Source organism: Streptomyces sp. NPDC059567, from assembly GCF_042735655.1.
Taxonomy (GTDB): domain Bacteria; phylum Actinomycetota; class Actinomycetes; order Streptomycetales; family Streptomycetaceae; genus Streptomyces.
The window spans coordinates 1-14750 of the sequence record NZ_JBHWBS010000040.1; the positions used below are offsets into that span (position 1 = coordinate 1).

Sequence of the window (14750 nt, forward strand, 5' to 3'; positions counted from 1 at the left end):
GGCATCTGCCGCCGGGCCGCTCGCGCCTTCCGCGGAGCGCCACGGGCCCTCGCTGCAGTACGTCCGGGACAGCGGGGTCCCGGGGACCGTTGAAGGCTCCGCGCGTCCCCGTGCTCGCCCACCAGACCTCTAATTCGCTTTCATTCCAGCTAGCGGAAATAGGCGCAGATAAGCGAGCTGAGCCACATGTGAACCACTTGCCTTCCCGCTCGCCGTCTAGCGAGCTTGCACCGCCTGTCAGTGATCCGCTGACAGGCCTGCCCGGGTCTGCCGCAGGGGCTCCGTGCTGCGCTGACCCAGATCAGTCCTGCCAGACGGGCGTACCTATCCGCCAGCCCGGGCGTTGAATGGGCGGGCGACAACCACTCCTTGGTCGCCCGCCGGGCGCCTCCTGAATGGCAGGCACCTCGCTCGGGCCCCGCCGCAAGCCCGCACGCTTCCCGGCAGGGCCCCGACTGCCCTTGACTCCGCCGCCCCCGGACTGGCGGGCCCGCTGCCGCTTCTGGGAGCCCGTTCGGGTGATCGTGACCTCGTGCCGGCGGTGCCGAGCGAACCCGTATTCGAACAGGCGTATCATTTCAGCCGTGGCCGATACCTTCCCGAACGACCTGATCAACGCCCAGCTCCGCCTCCACCAGGCGCGGGCCGAGTACGTGGCGCTGTGCCACACCCTGCCGTGGTCGGTGGACCCGATGGACGGCTGGCCCGGCGCGGTACACCCCCACACGGGCGAGGTGACCGGCGGCCGCGCGCCCAGCACCGGCTACACCGACGAGCAGAAGGCCGACGTCGCGCGCCTCGAGGAGCTCCTGCGGGAGCTGAGCGCCGAAGTGACCACGCACCCGCACTGGGCCACCGTCGAGGCCGGGAAGCGGATGCAGGCCCGCATGGACCTGAAGACCCACCCGGAAGCCGTGCCGGCCGTCGCCGTAGCCGCGTAGGGGGCAGCGCCGTGACCGGGTTGTCGATATCGCAGCGGCTGGAGAAGCAGAGGACTCTCAGGGACTGGCTCCGGTGGCAGCTCGATCAGGCCGACAACACCATTCGGAAGCTCGAAGCCGAGGAGAAGGAGCAGGAGCGCCGGCGGGAGGTCGCACGGGCGGAGATGGCGTGGAAGGTCCTGCCGTCGAGGGCGGCGCAGGGTCAGCCCGTGCTGCACCGCGGGGGCTGCCACATCGACCCGCGCCGGACCGGTCTGCTCTCCCAGGAGGAGGCGTTCGTCGCGATGAGGCAGTTCCCCGAGTTGGAGTTCTGCGACATCTGCCAGCCGTGGGGGAGCCTCGGCATCGACAAGCCGCCGCCGCCCGAGAGTCGGGTGCACGGCGACGACACGCCCTAGGAGGCCCGCTTCCGGGCAGCCTTCTTCGCCGTGGTCTTCTTGGCGGCCGTCTTCTTCGCCGGCGTCGTCTTCTTGGCCGCGGCCTTCTTCTTCGGCATCTCGTGGACGGTGGCCGGCTTGCCGCTCTCGCCGCGGGACGCCTTCGCCCTGGCGACGGAATCTTCGAGCGCGGCCATCAGGTCCATCACCTTCCCGGCCGGCGCGGCTTCCGTGCCCTCGGCCGCCTTCGGCTCGCGGTGCTCGGCCTTCGCCTCGATGACCTCGACCAGCGCCTCGCGGTACTGGTCGGTGAGCTCGGCCTCGCCGACGTCGGCCAGGTGCTCCACGGACATGGCCTCCAGGAGGGCCAGCGCCTCGCGGATCTCCTTGTCGGTGAGGTCGACGTCGTCGGGGGCCAGCTCGGTCGGGTCGCGCACTTCATCGTCCCAGCGCATGGAGTGCAGGAGCAGCGCGTCGCCGTACGGGCGGAGCAAGCCGAGGCGCTCGCGGCCGCGGAGCGCGAACTTGGCCACGGCGACCTTCTCGGTCCGGCCGAGTGCCTTGTGCAGGAGCGTGTACGGCTTGGCCGCGACCGGGCCGTCGGCGGTCAGGTAGTACGCGGATTCGCCGATGTGGCGGGGGTCGATGCTGTCCCAGGGCACGAACGAGGCGATTTCGATTGCCTTCGCTGTCGGTAGCGGCAAGTTGGCCAGGTCCTCATCGGTGATCGCGATGATCTGGCCCTTCGAGACCTCGTACCCCTTGCCGATCTCGGCCTCGGTGAGCTCTTGGCCGTCGAGCTCGCACACCTTGCGGTAGCGGATCCGGCCGCCGTCCTCGATATGGATCTGGCGGAAGCTGATGCTGTGGCTCTCGGCGGCATTCTCAAGCTTGATCGGCACCGTGACCAGCCCGAACGAGATGGCGCCGGACCAGATGGGACGACCGGGCATTGTTCCTCCAGGTGCCCCCCTGGGGTCTGGCCTCAGGCTATGCAGACTCCGGCCGTGATCGCACACCCTCGGGTGAGCGCCTTGGGGTCGCGGCGTATGGACGGTGGTCTGCAGCGTGGTGCACGTCCTTGTGTGTCGCTGATCGTTGTCCTACGGGGTGGCCGGCTCACCGCTGATACGGGCGACGGTCTCGCCGAACACCTGGCGGTCGGCGATCATGTGTCGAGCGCGCGACCAGGGCCAGCCGAAGAACTGCCGTTGGACCGGCACAGTCAGCGCGAGCAGCAGTTCCACCTTCGTCGTCTCCTCGCGTTCGGACAGGACCACCATGCGGGCGTTGCCGGCGTACTCGACGGCGAACTGGGTGAGGTGACTGGCGGGATAGCTGCCTGCGTACGTCGCCATGTTGTCGATCAGCCACACGGTGGCGTCGTCGAGTTGCTGCAGCCACCGGTTCCGCTCGGCCTGGAGTCGTTCACGCATGACCGGCGTCCAGTCAGGGTCGTCGGCTGCCGGAGTGGGGATGCGCTGCAGCAGCGAACAGGCAGAGACGATTCGCGTCATGCTCGCGCTGAATGTGTCGCGGGCTGCGTGAACGTCGCCCAGCCGCTTCTTGCGGGCTTCCATGCGTGGGGTCGCGAGCATCCCGACAGCGAAGGCGGTCACCACGGCGGTGGCGGCGGCCACCAGGACGGTCCACAGGATGTTGGGCATGGGGCACATGCTCCCGCACGCACGGCACTGAAAAGTCCCGGTCGTCGGTGCGTGAGCTCGTGATGCGGGCCTCCCTGCAGACCGACCCCCGCCGTACCGGTTGACCTCCTACACAGGACCTCTCGGTGGCCCCATGCACTGGCGTTGGGACACCGGCACGGACGGCGCCGCGCCGGCCGTCATTGTCGGCGGCGCATTCCGAACTGGACACCGCCGACGGCGGTGACCGCGGTGCCGATGCTGCCGACGGCGGCGGCTGCCTCCGCGTTGTGTGTCAGAGACAGGATGACTACGGCAACGATGGCACTGAATCCGGTGAGGACGGTCACCCACCCAAGCCAGGTGGAGCTGGGGTCACCGGTCTCAGCTGTTGTACGGTCGATGGGCGTCACTCGGTCAGTTCCCCTCACTACGGGACGGGCCACTTCGACGTAGCGAGAGGGAGACCTCCTCGCGGCTTTGGCTTTGGTCGGCTGGCCGCTCGGAGGTCTCCCTTCGTCGTGCCGAAGGGATTTCGGTGAGGAAAACCCTACTCAGCCCGCCGACAACCAGCGGGCACTCGAGAGGGCGGTCAGGCACCTGACGACCCGTCCTGTGGATAGCAGGGGGAATGATTTTCCGGTGTTTGTGTAACGTGGTTGTCGAGCTCCGTCCCGCGTGCCGCCGAACTACATTCGCGCAGCTCAGAGCTGTTCCGGCCGCTCGTCGAGAGGACGCCTGGGGCGGCATCGCACCCTTCCAGGGCGTGACGGACGTCACCACACGAAGTAGGTCTCGTCCGCGCGGTCTTGAGCAGACGTCTGCTCTTCTACGCCCATCCCGGTTCGGTCCCTGCCAGCTGACGAACCGTCTTCTTCGCAGGTGGGATGCCCTTCGACCTCTGCCCAGCCGGATACCTTGCCCTTGGCCTCCAGGAGGAGACCTTCAAGAGGGCGTTGGCCTCGCACAACGAGTTCTTCACCTCGTCGATGGACTCGACGACGTCGCGCACCGAGTCGGTGATGACGAAGGTCATCGAGACGGTGATGGACACATGCCCCTTGGCGCAGCAGTCTCCGACTTTCCGTCGGCGCGCAGCATGGTCATGACGGCTCCCCCCTCGTCGGCGCCGTCGAAGACGAGCACCTCTTGGGAGTGCGGCTCCGTCTCCTTCACAGGTAGAGCGCCCCCTTGGCGAAGACCTCGACCTGGTCTCGCCGAACCACCCGGGCCGGACATGGCAGTGGCCCCGCGCGTGCGCGGGGCCACTGGGAGTGGGAGGGTCAAACCCGCTGGCGGGCGAACTGCGGGACGGCCAGCAGGGTGCCGAGGGCGGCCGCGAGCTCGTACTGGCCGGCGGCGACGGCCACCGTGAAGAGCACGATGATGACGACCGCGGGCAGCTGCTCGGGCGCAATCTCGGGGAAGATGCCGGGCTTCAGCGGCCACCGCGACGGGAGGCCGGGGAAGGTTCCGGGCGGGAGCGGCGTTCGGGTACTGTCGTAGATGGACATCGTCGGGTACTACCTGCTTTCGCTGTCGTGGAACTGGGCACCTCGACGACGTCGCGTCGGAGAGAGTCCCCGCGGCCTCACTTTCCTAGGGCGCGGCCGTGGGACCTCTCCGGCATCTCTGCCTCGAAGTGGATTCTCACTTTATCCGATGTGGGCACCCCCAACAGACCGGAAACCACTACATGTTGTGGTCGACCGCGTTTTGACCACAACATCTTGCGATCTAATCGCAGAATCCCTCCGTCAGGCCACAGGCGCTCTTCGGGCGGCGGCAACATCGCCGCTGGTCAGCGGAGCTCGCCAGTCCGGCCGAGGTTCAGCCCTCTCCGGGCGTGGTTCCGGCCGAAGATTTTTTCGTTTTTCGCCTCGACTGCGGCGTGTCGAGGTCGACGCCTCGCACGAAAGCAGGGCCCGACTTCCGTCGGGGACCTCACGCGTCTCGTCGAGCTACAACACCCGGCCATGGCGTTGTCCTCCCAGCCATCGCCGTCCTCGAAGTAGCCCTCCATGACGGCGGAGTTCGGTACCCAGCCGCCCCGCTTGGCAAGGTCGCGGTGCCCCTCAAGGGCCGACCCGACACCTGGCGGCCAACAATGTCGTCGCGGGCGCCGCCGGCGACACCGAGGCGGGTCAGCAGGGCGTCGGCGAGGCGTTCGGGGCTGAGGTGGACGTGGCGGGCGAGGGCATCTGTGAGTTGATGCAGGCCGGTGTCGATGTATCCGGGCCCCGCGCGTGCTCGGGCGCCCCTTCCGTTCCCCGGCTGATCGCGCTCTGTTGCCCGTGCGGCGCATACGCCAGGCTGGGATCCGCGCCGGAAGATCAACGGGAGGGAACGGCATGGCCTACGAGGACCGCACGTACCACGGCATCCAGGACGGCACGGAGAACCCGCGCGGCGACGAGGAGGAATGGCGGCCCGCCCGGATCCTCGTCGAGCAGCCCGAGTTCGGCCCCACCGAGCGCCAGTACGGCGTGACGGTGCTGCGCGAACTCGCCGAGCCGGAGGACAGCGGCTTCGGCTGGGGGTACAACGGCGGCGGCACCAGCGCGGCGGCTGGCGTGATCCTCGCGGACGCGCTCGACCTCGGCGACCCCGACAAGTGCGGTATCGGCTACCTGTCGTCCTCCGAGGACGACGTGCTGTCCCAGCTCCGGGAGGACTTCTGCGACGACGTCCTGTCCCAGCTCTGCGACCAGTGGCGCCTGCGCCGTGGCGTCATCCTGCGCTGGTCGCTGGCCTGGTACCTGCAGCGCGGCATCACCGACTTGCCCGCCGCCCTGACGGAGCTCCCGCCGCTCCAGAGCCAGACCTGATGGGCTCGTCGAACACGGCGCGGCCGCGCGACTCCCTGTGGGACCGCCTGGTCGACGCCTTCCACGGCCGGGGCACCGCGGCGCCCGCCCCGCCGGCCGTCTCGTTCAACAGCCTGGAGTGGAAGGTCGATCCCGCCACGGAGACCTGGTGCCACCTGCCGCCCACCATCCCGGCCGGGATGCAGGAGATTCAGGCGTGCGCACCGGACGGCTACGACTTCGCCCGCCTGGTCTGGCAGTCCTGCGCGGTGTGCCGCCTCGGGCTGATCGTGAAGATCAGGGTCACCGGGCCTTGGCAGCGCCACGGGTACGGCTCGCGCATGGTGCGCTTCGCCCTGCGCGGCTGTGACGGGTACCGGTGGACCACGACGCCACAGTCGGAGGACGCCCGGGCATTCTTCCCGGTCCTCACCGAGGCGACCGGTGTGGCGTTCCCCCGGGACACTGAGCTGTGCGAGCACATGCGGCTGCGGGAGCCCCACAAGGTCCGCCCTCGGCAGCGGCTCGACCCGCCGCCCGGGTAGCCCCGGAAGCAGACGTCAGCCCCGGTCGGACCCTTTGGGACTAACAGGTCCGACCGGGGCTGAGCTGCGCATCAGGCGAGGCCGGCGGAGGCGTTGTCGTCCCATCCGTCGTCGCGCTGCATGTAGCCGAGCATCGAGCGGGAGTGGCGGGCCCAGCCGCCCTGGTCGGCGATGGCGATGGCGTCGCGCCCCTTCCTGCGGGCGACGGAGGCCAGCCCGATACGCAGGGAGTGCCCGGTCCAGCCGATCGGCAGGCTGGCCCGGGTAGAGATGCGCTTGACGGCGCGGGTGACGGAGTCGGGCACCATGCCGCCGGTGATGTGGCCCCACCGGTCAATGCCAACGAAGGCCGGAGTAGAGGGGTCGGCCCACCGCTGGCCGTGCTCGGTAAGCAGGCGCTCGCGGTAGGCGATGTACGCGCGGACTGGGCAGAGCTCGGGGTCGTCGGCGTACGGAATCTTCGCGGTACGGACCGAGTGCTTGGTCTTCCCGGTGAGCACGGCGACGGCCAGGCCGCGCGGCTGCAGGGTGATGTCGCCGGCGAGCAGTCCGGCCGGGTCCTGGGAGCGGCAGGCGTAGTGGAAACCGGTGAGGACGAGCGCCTTGTCCCGTAGCCCGGTCAGGGTGTCGGGGCACGAGCGAACGAGGGCGCGCAGGCCGTCGACGGTGGCGCCGACCGCCTTTCCGCGGCCTCGTCGCTCGCCTTCCTGGAGCAGTTTGATGGCCAGGCCCTCCAGGGCCTGGCGGGCCTCGGCCTGGTCGTCGCCGCTTACCCCGACGCCACGCTGGCGCAGGCCAACGACGACGGCCGCGAGGTGGGTGCTCGCCGAGGAAGGGGCGTAGCCCTTCCCGTTCTGCTGGCCCTCGCGGAGCATCCAGGTCACGAATGCGACCAGCGAGCCCCGGGAGCCCTCCCGTTCGGGCAGGCCGGTGACGGCGCAGAACCGCGCCCACACCCGCCAGGACTTGTTGTACGTGTCGACGGTGTTGTCCGGGGTGATCTCGGCGGCAACCGCGTCGGCCAGGTCCTCGGCCTTGGCGAGCCGGCGGGCGGCGTCGACGCCGTGCCGCTCGGCCCACCGCTCCACGAGCGCCAGCCGTTCGGCCCGGATGGGGGCGGGGAGTTCGACCTCTGTGGTCATTCCCGCTCCTCCGTGAATCCGTAGTCCTCCGGGCCCTCGTAGGGCAGCTCGTACTCGGGCTCGGGCTCCCAGGACGCTTCGCACGGACCGCACAGCGGTGCGGAGCCCTCGGCCGAGACGTCTATCTGCCGGCCGCAGCCGTCACAGGGCGCGAGCTCCTTGATGATGCGTGAGCAGGAGAAGCAGAAGTGGACGGGCTCCGGCTCGCTGAGCACGGGGACGTCGGTGCCCAGCGCTACCGCCTCGCACCAGGGACAAACATTGGCGTCCGGGTGCCTGCCCTCATCGTTCCAGGGCACTGGGAACCAGCGGTTCTCCAGTTCGCTGATCTCGAAGAAGCTGGAACAGAAGCGGCAGGTGGCGTAGCCGCCCTCATCGGCCAGGGTCGAAGGAGCCTCGTCCAGCACCAGCGTCACCTTCTCGCAGGCGGGGCACAGAATGGTGACGTTCTCGAGTTGATCGTCGCGCAGCTCGCCTGCGATCCGCTTCATCCGCTGGTCGACGTAGGAGTTGATGTTGCCCAGCCCCTCACGGAGATCCTCGAGACCATGTGCCGTCTCTCTCTGCTCCTCGGTGCTGAGGTAGGGCATCAGCTGGGTGTCGATGAAGCGGATGAGGAAGTCGAGTACCTCGCCGGCTCGTGCCTCGACGGCGCGGGCATTCTGGGTAAGGCCGAAGTGCTGGAGCTTGTTGCGGTCCTCGGTCAGCTTCTTGAGCGCCTGTTGTTCCTTGTCGGAGATGGGGACGCCGACGATGGTCCGCAGCCTGGTGATCGCCTTCTCGGGCGAGACGCTGTTGAGGGTGGCGTCGTCCAGGGCCTTGCGCGTGGCGTCGCCGGGGTTGGTGAAGACGAGCGTCCAGTGCTCGGCGAGCAGGCGCGCCTTGAACAGGACCTCGACCGCGGCCTGGAGATGGAGGACGGCGTACTTCACGTCCCGCGGCCTCACCTCAGACTCGGTCTCGTCCAGGTGCTCGACAACGCTGGCGAGGTAGTCGAGACCGTTGCGAACTGGCGGGAAGTCGAGCTGCCGTGGGGCCGAGCTCCGCGGCCGGAGCGACATCCACGCCCTCCGCTGGTCCGGGACGCTTCCGGCGGCCGCCGCTCTGCCGCCCGCTGTCTGCCCGGCTGCGGACATCCCTCCGGACTCGCTCATCACTACGGTTCCCCTTCACTCAACCGGCGCCCGTTTCATACCTCTTGTCGCGTCGGATAAGGGGAGGTTATCCGACGCGACCACCCCCGCCGCTACCGTTCCGTCATGACGATCGCACCGCGCCCGCGCTTCTCCGTCCGCGCCGGTCTCACCGAGGCCTCCGGGCACGACGGGCCCTTCGAAGGTATGCCCGACCACCTGATGGCACCCCTCCAGGAATGGGTGGTGAGGGTGCTCCGCTCCAGCCTCAGCTTCGTCGGGCAAGAAAGGCTGGCTCGCGACATCTGCGTGCGCGTGCGGTTGGTCTCTCTCCAGGACGAGCACGGCGCGCCGCTCTACGTGGCGGCGCTCGCGCGGGCCGTCGGCGCGCAGCTGCTGGACGTGGTGGACCAGATCCTCCTCGCCGAGGTGCCCAAATGGGAGGGACTCCAAGAGCTCAGCCGGACGCTCGACGACGGCGGGTCGGCGTACCGGATCAACGACGCCCGCAACGGGCTGGAGGAGCGGGTGACCCCGGCCGTCCGGGACGCGGTGCGGCAGACCATCGCCGAGGCGGCGGGCCAGCCGACCGCCGGCTCCGCGGCCGACCACCTGGCGGCCGCCTGGCAGGCGGCGTACGGGCGCGGCCCGGAGCCGGTGCGCGCGTACAGCGAGTCCATCAAGGCCGTCGAGGCGGCCGCGCACGCCGTCGTTCAGCCGAACCACGCGAAGGCAACGCTCGGCACCATGCTCGGCGAGCTGAAGAGCGCCCGGCACAAGTTCGTCTTCGCGATCCCGGCCGCGGCCGGCGACGCCGTCGCCCCGGCGGAGGCGTTGATGCGCGCGCTGTGGGACGGCCAGACGTCCCGGCACGGCGGGCAGACCGCGACCGTGGACGAGACGCTGGAGGCGGCCCGGGCCGGGGTCCACCTCGCTGCCACCCTCGTGCAGTGGTTCACCTCCGGCGCCGTGACCCGCATCCCCTGACTGTTCGGCGGGTCGATCGGGAGCGGAGCGGTCACAGTTCGCGCCCAGGCCGTCTTCCCGGAAAGGCCCGTGAGACGCGGCTCGGTGCAGGACGATGGCCTGCAGGGGTCCTCACCGGAGGAACCGGCTGGGTCGAGGAGGAGCATGAGCGGAGAACACTTGATCACCGACGAGGAGACGCGCCGGATCGCGGAGGGCTTCCTCACCGCGTCCTCCTGGATTCGGCGATGTCAGGTGGGGGCGAACCGTGATCGGGCCGGACGCCGCGTACCTCAAGGGGTGGGGGCCTGATTTCCCCGAGGACGTCGAGCTCCGGGAGGGACAGCGGTGGTCGTGGACCGTCTCGTTCACCGACCCCGCCGGCGGGGGTAAGGGGCTCTCCCACACGGAGGTCCTCGACGGGCTGACCCGGATCGTGTACGGCGAGCACTCAGGTTCTGATGGGTGGCAGTACCTGGCCATCCGCCAGTGGTTCACCGAGCCCTCGGACGCCCGACAGGCACTCAGCCTGTCCACGACCCACCAGTCGCTGATATGCCAGCAGGCCCTCTACGGCAAGGTCGTCTTCCGCACCCCGGATGAGGAGTCCATGTCCGGCAAAAAGCTGGACTTCTTCAGCGAGCAGCGACTCACGGCCGCAGAACCCGAAGAAGAATGAGGCGCCGGGCCGCCTCCACATGACCACTGACCCCCTTGTGCCACCCCCGTAGCCGCACAATGGGCCCTGGACGCAGGGGAATCCGGTGGGAATCCGGAACTGTCCCGCAACGGTGTATGCCTTCAGGCGTCAGTCCGAGGACCTGCCCATCCAGAACGTGCCCGAGCGTGTCCGCGCGCCCGTGCCCTTCTGGGAGGGCTTCGGGACATCGCCTTGAAGCCCGATCCACATCGGATCGGGCTTTCTTGCTGTCAGCCTCCGGGTCTCTGCAACGAAGGGGCGAGGTCTGCGCGAGCGCGCAGACGAACTGCCGCCGTCACCGGCGGAGACAGCCAGGAGGACTTCGTGACCATTCAGATCGCGCCGCTGGCGGCCCTGCTCCTCGTCGTGAGCATCGCCGTCGGCATCACGGTCTTCAAGCACACCGCGCGTGCCGCCGGCCGCGGCGACGGCGGCGATCGCTTCGGGTGCGGCCGTGGCGATGGTCCTGGCGCTGCTGCTCGCCCCTGGGTTCGGGCAGTCCCGGCGGACCCCACAACGTCGACGACTCCCCTGGGCCCGGCCACGCCTGTTGAGTAGTCGACCGGCAGCCTGGCTGACCCTCGGGACAGCACAACATCCCGGAGGCTGGCGGGAGTTGGCCTACGGCCGATGGTCGTCGCACCGCCAGCCGCACGCGTAGAAACGGGCTTGAGCTCCGCACGGTGTCACCCCAGCCCCGCACTGCCCCCGGTACACCACTGACACGACCCCCGCAGACGCCGCGGCAAGCGGGGCAGGCTGCGGGGAACGGGGCAGCGGGATGTACGGGAGCGGTGCCGAGTCCCGGTCATCCACGGCCGGGGGCTGGACGCGGCACGTGGGATCGCCGTCCTCCATCGGGCGCTTCACCTGTCGTTGCCTCGGCATCGCGACTGGCGCTTCGTCCGGCGTCGCGTCGAGGTAGGCACTGTGGTCGGCTGCCGGGGTCCAGAACTCAAACGCGGTCCGCTTCACCTTGACCACCGCCCGGACGTACAGACCGGAGGCGGCATCTCGGATGAACTCATCGAAGGGACGCTCGGCGGGGCGAATGGTCGGGTGCCAGCCCCCGCACTTGCCTGTCCGCTGCTTCGGGCATGGCCCTGGGAGCCGCTCGTCACACCGGGCGAGTTCGATGCGGCGGATACCACCTCGGAACGGGATTGGAGAGTCCCGCTTCATGATCAGTTCTAGGGGGACTCTGTCGGTACGCAGCCACGGCACCGTCATGTCCCTCGCCATGTCCTGGCTGTCCGTCTGCCACGCATCCAGCACCCCCGCCCGCCGGGCCGCCGCATCGCGTGCCTTGATCTCGCGCGGGTTGCGTGGTGACAGTTGCGACTCGAATCCCAGAAGTACTCCGTCCGCACCGCGGATTAGGACGTCACTGCGGATTGCGCGGTCCTTGCTCGCCCGCTCCTGCACGGCTGTGTGCCCGCCTTCCTCGGCAGCCCGTACGGCCCGCTCCTTGTAAGCCTTGTGCTCGTCGGACTCCCCGCCGCCGTAGTGCCGGTCCTCCGCGTCGCTGCGCATGTGGGCGGCGACGGGCTTGCCCATTCGCCGATACAGCGACATTGGCTCAGTGAAGCCCCGTTCCTCGCACACCTCTGCGCACGTGAGTCCGCGGACCGGCACAGGCAATCGGCGGTCGGCGAGAAGCTGCTCGAGGAGGGCGGCGCCACCGGCAACTCCGAGGTCTGGTTTGGTCAGGTCCAGCCTTCGGTCGAACCCTGCGAGCCGCACGTATCGGTTGGGCATGCCGCCTCCGCTCGCCACACGGCCACGACGGGCCGCTGTTGATCCGGGGCATTACCCCCGGTGTGTTCCGCTAGTCCGAACTTCCATCGTGATGGTGGCCACTGACAATGGCCCTGGCTGGGACGCGGTCGGCCACCAGCAGGCGCGGCGACCGCCCCGATCGCTACTGATCACGTGCCGCACACGATGCTGCTGTGCCGCGCCGGCGCCGAACTCGTCGAGGACGAGCTGGGTCGGGCGTCTCGGGGCTGGGTGGCCCCATGAGTCAACTGATACAGATAACGCCCAAATACCCGTGGTACTGGGTTGCGTCACCTGCGGCGGAGCCCCGGGGGCGCTGCGCGAAGCGACCCCGTTATCTGTAGCAAGGAGCTGTGGTGCCCACCGTCGTCCAGCTGCCGACCGGCAAGGCCCTCACCGTCCACGCGGCGGCCGACTGCTTCCTCGACTCGATCGACAACCCCAACACCGCGCGCGGGTCCAGGCGCCGCTGCAGCAGGGGCTCCTCCTTGCCCGAGCATTGTTGGTACCCGGCCGGATATGCAGGTAGCGAGTATTTCCGCTAGCTGGAATGCGAGTGTGAGAGAAAGCCGGTGGGCGAGCCCGGTGGCCGCTGGTGGCCTTCGCCGGCCCCCAGACCCCCGCTGCCCCGGCATCCCGCAGCGCGGGCCGGTATCGCTGTGGTGGAGCTCCGTGCGCGCTGCGGGACACCGGGGACTGGATCCGCCGATACCGGTTCAGTTGGGCTGGACTCCGAGCCACCGACTGCGTTCGGCAGCGGCGCCCTTGGCCGGGTGCGGCGGTGTGAAGCCCAGCGGATAGGGGACGGTTCGCGCCTGCTGGCCGGGGGTTGCCCGCAGGACCACCTGGTACGGGCCGATGGGCTTGCCGTCCTCGCCCAGGGGCCACAGGCCGACCAGGTCGTTGCCGCCGTCGCTGGTCTCCGCCCGGATCTCCAGTACCGGGCCGTCCTCGCCGTCGGTCTGCTGCCAGGTCACCCCCAGCAGCGGCCAGCCGGCGGCAGCCTCGCCGACCAGGCCGGTGATGGCGCTTCTTCGCGGGCGCCCTGACGTCGTCGCCGACGTTGATGTCCTCGTCGTCGTCCGGCAGCTCCGGGGTGTCGCTCGCGGTGCGGGTGCGCTGGGGGTCACGGGAGCGGGAGAGCCAGCACGACGGAGCTCGCTTCTGAACGGCAAGAAGCCCGCGCCTTGGGCGCGGGCTTCTTCAAGCAAGGTGACCTTGGTCACAGGGAGACGGCGGCGAAACACGTCTCCATAGAGGGGCACGTCGAGACCATTTCGAACGGGCAACTCGTGATGTCTAGTTTCGCCACTGCGCACTGCATAGTGCGTTGTTTCGGACGGCACCGGACGCCTCCGGACACCCCCGGACAAGTGAAGGCTGCTACCAGCGAAGAGCCACAGAGGGCCGACGGCACACCAGGAACGCTTCGGACGCTCCCGGACGATCTGGCCTAGGCCACCACGCGAGCACGGCAAAGACGACCCCTGCGTTGCAGTGATGGACCGTCAAATATGTGTGGAGTACATGCTCCTGACGGCGTGGGACAAGGCGCGAGAAGCGAGTTGATCGAGCCCCTCGCCGTGCGCAAGAGTCATTGATGCGCGCCGCCGGAGGTGCGTGAGGGGCCGGCGAACCCCTCGAAATACGTCGAGACCACATGTGAGCGGAAGAAGGTCAACTCGTGTTCCCCATCTTCGTGCCGGGGGTCGGCTGGGTCTTCCAGCCCGTCGTCCCCGTGTCCCCCGGGTGCGTGTACGCGCCCGTTGAGCAGCCCAAGACGTTCGGGTTCCGTCAGGCCGCGATCGGCGTCCTGTCGGTGCTCGTCCTGCTCTGGTTGTGGCCCACCCACCCGGTCGAGGTCATCGGTGCCGTGGCGGCCGCGGCCGCCGTCGAGGCTCTGGCCCGCCTCGCCGACAACCTCGCTCACAGGATGCGCCGCCGGCGCATCCAGAAGGGGGGCTGGCTGTGGGCGCGGTAGCCTCCATGAACGCGTACGTAACTCTCCTGCAGGAGCTCTACGAGCGAGGCGACAAGGAGACCCGGCCCCACGCCGATGACGTCGTCGACGGGGCCAGGGTCGGCGAGTACCTCACCGGCCGCGCCTTCCCGAATTCAGCCGTTCTGACATGGCTGACGCGTGCCTCCCACCCCACCGACCGTGAGAGGGAAAACCTCACTCGCCGTCACCGTGACGTCGCACGCTTCATCGAGGCGGAAAACGATCCGCCTCGACGCGTCCGATCTCCGCGCCGACGACCCACTCGGTACGTCCCCAAGTTCGGACAGCCCGACCCCATCGGGGTTTCCAACCCCGCCGAACTCCAGCAGGCCCTGCTCGCGGTGCATGTGTGGGGCGGCTCGCCGTCGCTGCGGGAGCTGGAGCGGCGCAGCAACGGTGTCCTGCGTCGCAGCACGATCAGCGACATGCTGCGCGGGGAGCCGTCGGTGCCGGACTACGACCGGTACCTCGCGTTTCTGCAGGCGTGCGGCATCGACGACGCCAGCGTGGACGTCTGGGTGTTCACCTGGCGTCGGCTGGTGGCGCTGAAGCGGTCGCCCGAGGTCGCGGGATGGATGGGAGGCATGATCCCGGCGTCCCGCTCCTGACACGCGCGACCCACTGAGAACCGGAATGGGGCCCCACCCCAACGGGTCGGGAGGGCCGACTCAAACAACCGAGCCCACGTTGGCAGAGTGGGCGGGGTGCGGGA

At 69.2% G+C, this 14750-nt stretch carries 18 protein-coding genes and 1 riboswitch; of the genes, 9 read left to right on the top strand and 9 right to left on the bottom strand.

Annotated elements, in window-relative coordinates:
* Positions 1 to 584: 584 nt before the first annotated feature.
* Positions 585 to 941, top strand: a complete 357-nt coding sequence (locus tag ACFVZW_RS19255) for a hypothetical protein (RefSeq protein WP_384522744.1) — start codon at positions 585 to 587, stop codon at positions 939 to 941.
* Positions 942 to 952: 11 nt separating this feature from the next.
* Positions 953 to 1339 carry a DUF6233 domain-containing protein gene (locus tag ACFVZW_RS19260; RefSeq protein ID WP_384522746.1) on the top strand — a complete coding sequence of 129 codons (387 nt, stop codon included), beginning with the start codon at positions 953 to 955 and terminating at the stop codon, positions 1337 to 1339.
* Here the strand turns inward: ACFVZW_RS19260 and ACFVZW_RS19265 are convergent.
* The 5 genes from ACFVZW_RS19265 to ACFVZW_RS19285 form a co-directional block, all read right to left on the bottom strand.
* Positions 1336 to 2271, bottom strand: a complete 936-nt coding sequence (locus tag ACFVZW_RS19265; RefSeq protein ID WP_384522749.1) for a Ku protein — start codon at positions 2269 to 2271, stop codon at positions 1336 to 1338. The genes ACFVZW_RS19260 and ACFVZW_RS19265 overlap by 4 nt on opposite strands.
* 150 nt (positions 2272 to 2421) lie before the next feature.
* Complete coding sequence (locus ACFVZW_RS19270) at positions 2422 to 2985, bottom strand: hypothetical protein (RefSeq protein WP_384522751.1); 564 nt, start codon at positions 2983 to 2985, stop codon at positions 2422 to 2424.
* A gap of 179 nt (positions 2986 to 3164) precedes the next feature.
* Complete coding sequence (locus ACFVZW_RS19275) at positions 3165 to 3314, bottom strand: hypothetical protein (RefSeq protein WP_384522753.1); 150 nt, start codon at positions 3312 to 3314, stop codon at positions 3165 to 3167.
* Between the two features lie 479 nt (positions 3315 to 3793).
* The gene (locus ACFVZW_RS19280; protein ID WP_384522755.1) at positions 3794 to 4018 is read right to left on the bottom strand and encodes a hypothetical protein; all 225 of its coding nucleotides are present in this window, start codon (positions 4016 to 4018) and stop codon (positions 3794 to 3796) included.
* A gap of 229 nt (positions 4019 to 4247) precedes the next feature.
* Positions 4248 to 4478: a hypothetical protein gene (locus ACFVZW_RS19285; protein ID WP_384522757.1), complete on the bottom strand. Its 231-nt coding sequence runs from the start codon at positions 4476 to 4478 to the stop codon at positions 4248 to 4250.
* Positions 4479 to 5315: 837 nt separating this feature from the next.
* Between ACFVZW_RS19285 and ACFVZW_RS19290 the strand changes: the two genes are divergently transcribed.
* Together ACFVZW_RS19290 and ACFVZW_RS19295 are read left to right on the top strand one after the other, a co-directional pair.
* On the top strand, positions 5316 to 5792 hold the full coding sequence (locus tag ACFVZW_RS19290; RefSeq protein WP_384522759.1) for a hypothetical protein: 477 nt from the start codon (positions 5316 to 5318) through the stop codon (positions 5790 to 5792).
* On the top strand, positions 5792 to 6316 hold the full coding sequence (locus ACFVZW_RS19295) for a hypothetical protein (protein WP_384522761.1): 525 nt from the start codon (positions 5792 to 5794) through the stop codon (positions 6314 to 6316). The genes ACFVZW_RS19290 and ACFVZW_RS19295 overlap by 1 nt, the downstream gene beginning before the upstream one ends.
* A gap of 71 nt (positions 6317 to 6387) precedes the next feature.
* On the opposite strand, the gene ACFVZW_RS19300 is transcribed toward ACFVZW_RS19295, so the two are convergent.
* The gene (locus ACFVZW_RS19300; protein ID WP_384522763.1) at positions 6388 to 7458 is read right to left on the bottom strand and encodes an integrase; all 1071 of its coding nucleotides are present in this window, start codon (positions 7456 to 7458) and stop codon (positions 6388 to 6390) included.
* Positions 7455 to 8612 (bottom strand): serine/arginine repetitive matrix protein 1, encoded by a 1158-nt coding sequence (locus tag ACFVZW_RS19305; RefSeq protein WP_384522765.1) that lies wholly within the window; start codon positions 8610 to 8612, stop codon positions 7455 to 7457. The genes ACFVZW_RS19300 and ACFVZW_RS19305 overlap by 4 nt, the downstream gene beginning before the upstream one ends.
* A gap of 105 nt (positions 8613 to 8717) precedes the next feature.
* On the opposite strand from ACFVZW_RS19305, the gene ACFVZW_RS19310 reads away from it, so the two are divergent.
* The 3 genes from ACFVZW_RS19310 (at position 8718) to ACFVZW_RS19320 (ending at position 10815) form a co-directional block, all read left to right on the top strand.
* Positions 8718 to 9578 (top strand): hypothetical protein, encoded by an 861-nt coding sequence (locus ACFVZW_RS19310; protein WP_384522767.1) that lies wholly within the window; start codon positions 8718 to 8720, stop codon positions 9576 to 9578.
* 247 nt (positions 9579 to 9825) lie between these two features.
* Complete coding sequence (locus tag ACFVZW_RS19315) at positions 9826 to 10236, top strand: hypothetical protein (RefSeq protein WP_384522769.1); 411 nt, start codon at positions 9826 to 9828, stop codon at positions 10234 to 10236.
* A gap of 44 nt (positions 10237 to 10280) precedes the next feature.
* A riboswitch (cobalamin riboswitch) is annotated at positions 10281 to 10401 on the top strand.
* A 180-nt stretch (positions 10402 to 10581) separates the two neighbouring features.
* Positions 10582 to 10815, top strand: a complete 234-nt coding sequence (locus tag ACFVZW_RS19320) for a hypothetical protein (protein ID WP_384522771.1) — start codon at positions 10582 to 10584, stop codon at positions 10813 to 10815.
* 63 nt (positions 10816 to 10878) lie between these two features.
* Here ACFVZW_RS19320 and ACFVZW_RS19325 read toward each other — a convergent pair whose 3' ends face one another.
* Together ACFVZW_RS19325 and ACFVZW_RS19330 are read right to left on the bottom strand one after the other, a co-directional pair.
* The gene (locus ACFVZW_RS19325) at positions 10879 to 12015 is read right to left on the bottom strand and encodes a hypothetical protein (RefSeq protein WP_384522773.1); all 1137 of its coding nucleotides are present in this window, start codon (positions 12013 to 12015) and stop codon (positions 10879 to 10881) included.
* Positions 12016 to 12752: 737 nt separating this feature from the next.
* On the bottom strand, positions 12753 to 13013 hold the full coding sequence (locus ACFVZW_RS19330; RefSeq protein ID WP_384522775.1) for a hypothetical protein: 261 nt from the start codon (positions 13011 to 13013) through the stop codon (positions 12753 to 12755).
* Between the two features lie 707 nt (positions 13014 to 13720).
* Here ACFVZW_RS19330 and ACFVZW_RS19335 point away from each other — a divergent pair.
* The gene (locus ACFVZW_RS19335; protein ID WP_384522777.1) at positions 13721 to 14017 is read left to right on the top strand and encodes a hypothetical protein; all 297 of its coding nucleotides are present in this window, start codon (positions 13721 to 13723) and stop codon (positions 14015 to 14017) included.
* Between the two features lie 5 nt (positions 14018 to 14022).
* On the top strand, positions 14023 to 14646 hold the full coding sequence (locus ACFVZW_RS19340) for a hypothetical protein (protein ID WP_384522779.1): 624 nt from the start codon (positions 14023 to 14025) through the stop codon (positions 14644 to 14646).
* The last annotated feature ends 104 nt before the right edge of the window (positions 14647 to 14750 follow it).